At 59.4% G+C, this 2,496-nt stretch carries 2 protein-coding genes; both read right to left on the bottom strand.

Annotation, left to right across the window (positions count from 1 at the left end):
* Window positions 1-72: 72 nt before the first annotated feature.
* Window positions 73-864: an IS21-like element helper ATPase IstB gene (gene istB / locus IT41_RS19060; RefSeq protein ID WP_036744321.1), complete on the bottom strand. Its 792-nt coding sequence runs from the start codon at window positions 862-864 to the stop codon at window positions 73-75.
* On the bottom strand, window positions 854-2,383 hold the full coding sequence (gene istA / locus IT41_RS19055) for an IS21 family transposase (RefSeq protein WP_036744319.1): 1,530 nt from the start codon (window positions 2,381-2,383) through the stop codon (window positions 854-856). The genes istB and istA overlap by 11 nt, the downstream gene beginning before the upstream one ends.
* Between the last annotated feature and the right edge of the window lie 113 nt (window positions 2,384-2,496).

Raw genomic sequence — 2,496 nt, 5'->3', positions numbered from 1 at the left:
TGTTGATTTCCGCTGAGAATTGACCCGGTATTTTCACCGAGAACTGACCCCCCCTTGTTTATGTCTCGGCGGTCATGTTGTGGTCAATGCAGGGGTCTCCTTTCTCTTTTTCTTTGCGGCCTCTGAGCTGGCTTTGTAGCGGTAGCTGTCGTTGCCGGTTTCCAGGATGTGGCAGCGGTGTGTGAGCCTGTCGAGCAGCGCAGTGGTCATTTTGGCATCGCCGAAGACCTGGGCCCATTCTGAGAAGCTGAGGTTGGTGGTGATGATCACGCTGGTGCGCTCGTAGAGCTTGCTCAACAGATGGAAGAGCAGCGCACCGCCGGATGAGCTGAACGGCAGGTAGCCAAGTTCGTCGAGGATGACCAAATCGATCTTGGTCAGCATTTCGGCCAATCTGCCGGCCTTTCCGAGCGCCTTTTCCTGTTCCAACGCATTGACGAGTTCTACGGTCGAGTAAAAGCGCACCTTGCATCTGTGATGTTCGATGGCCTGAACACCGATGGCCGTGGCGACGTGGCTCTTGCCCGTGCCCGGCCCGCCGATCAGGACAACGTTCTCTGCATTTTCCATGAAGTCACCGCGGTGCAATTGCCGGACAGTCGCCTCAACGATGTCGCTGGATTTGAAGTCAAAGCCTGCGAGGTCCTTGTAGGACGGGAAGCGCGCCACCTTGGTTTGATAGGCAATTGATCGCACCTCCCGTTCGGCCATTTCCGCCTTGAGAAGTTGGGACAACATCGGCGTTGCGGCCTCGAAGGCAGGCGCGCCTTGGGCAACCAGATCATCGACGGCCTGCGCCATACCATGCAGCTTGAGGCTGCGCAGCATGATCACGATCGAAGCTCCTGCAGGGTCATGACGCATGGCGCTTCCCCCCTGCCTGTCTCAGATCGTCATAGCGATGGACGTTGGCCTTCGGCGCTGTATCCAAGGCCAGAGCCTCTGGCGGATCGACCTCTGGCAAGCCTGTCTGCTTCTTGTCGATCAACCTGTGCAGGAGGTTCAGGACATGTGTCTTGGTGGGCACACCAGCTTCCAGCGCCAGTTCCACAGCACACAGAACGGCGTCTTCATCGTGGTGCAGAACCAGAGACAGGATATCGACCATTTCCCTATCGCCGCCTTCCTTGCGCAGCATGTGATCCTGCAGGCGGCGGAAGGCGTCGGGCATTTCGGTGAACGGCGCACCGTTGCGCAGGGCGCCGGGTTTGCGTTGGATGACAGCCAGATAGTGCCGCCAATCATAGATGACCCTGCCAGGCTTGTGGTGCGACCGCTCGATAATGCGGTCATGGGCGCAAACGGTTTGGCCTTCCGCCACGACGACCAGCCGTTCAGGGTACACGTGCAGGCTGATACGGCGGTTGGCAAAGCTGGCCGGAACGCTGTAGCGATTGCGCTCGAAGGTGATCAGGCAGGTGGGCGATACCCTCTTGCTGTGCTCTACAAATCCGTCAAAGGCCGGTGGCAGGGTCATCAGCGTGGGCTTCTCGGCTTTCCACACGTCGGCAATAGTCCCAGGTAGGTCCCGGTGTCTTGTCTCGGCCCAAAGGGCCACACAGCGATCTTCCAGCCATTGGTTCAACTCGGCCAGATCGCTGAAGATCGGCATGACCTGCCACAGGCGATTGCGCGCATCCTGGACGTTCTTCTCGACCTGCCCCTTCTCCCATCCGGCGGCCGGGTTGCAGAACTCAGGCTCGAACACATAGTGGCTGGCCATGGCCTTGAAACGGGCATTGACGTCGCGCTGCTTGCCTCGGCCCACACGGTCCACAGCCGTCTTCATGTTGTCGTAGATCCCGCGGTCGGGCACGCCACCGAAGACGCGGAACGCGTGCCAGTGAGCGTCGAACAGCATCTCATGGGTTTGCAGCGGATAGGCCCGCACCAGGAACGCACGGCTGTGCGACAGCTTGATATGGGCCACCTGGAGCTTGACCCGTTCGCCGCCGATACTGGCCCAGTCTTCGCTCCAGTCGAACTGAAACGCCTCGCCGGGCTGAAACACCAACGGCACAAACGTGCCGCGCCCTGTTGTCTGTTCGACCCGGTGCCGATCCGCGCGCCAATCCCGAGCGAAAGCTGCCACGCGCCCGTAGGACCCGTCATAGCCCAGCTTCACCAGATCAGCGTGCATCTGCTTTACGGTGCGACGTTCTTTGCGCGACTTTCGGGTCTGCGCCAACAGCCAGGTGGACAGACGATCAGCATACGGATCCAGCTTGCTCGGCCGGGATGGCGTCTTGAACTTCGGCGCGACCGCGCCTTCGCGCAGGTACTTTCTGATGGTGTTGCGAGACAGTCCCGTGCGCCGGGAAATCTCGCGGATTGGCATTTTGTCACGCAATGCCCAGCGTCGGATAACACTCAAAAATCCCATGTCAATCACTCCATATCTCCCCGACCGAATCCGTCAGGGCAACGTGTTCACATGGGTCAATTCTCAGTGGAAATTCGGGAGGCTACCGGGTCAATTCTCAGCGGAAATCAACA

The sequence above is a fragment of the Paracoccus halophilus genome (assembly GCF_000763905.1).
GTDB lineage: Bacteria > Pseudomonadota > Alphaproteobacteria > Rhodobacterales > Rhodobacteraceae > Paracoccus > Paracoccus halophilus.
Note: the sequence above shows the minus strand (reverse complement) of the source record. Positions and strands in the feature narration are given on the sequence as shown.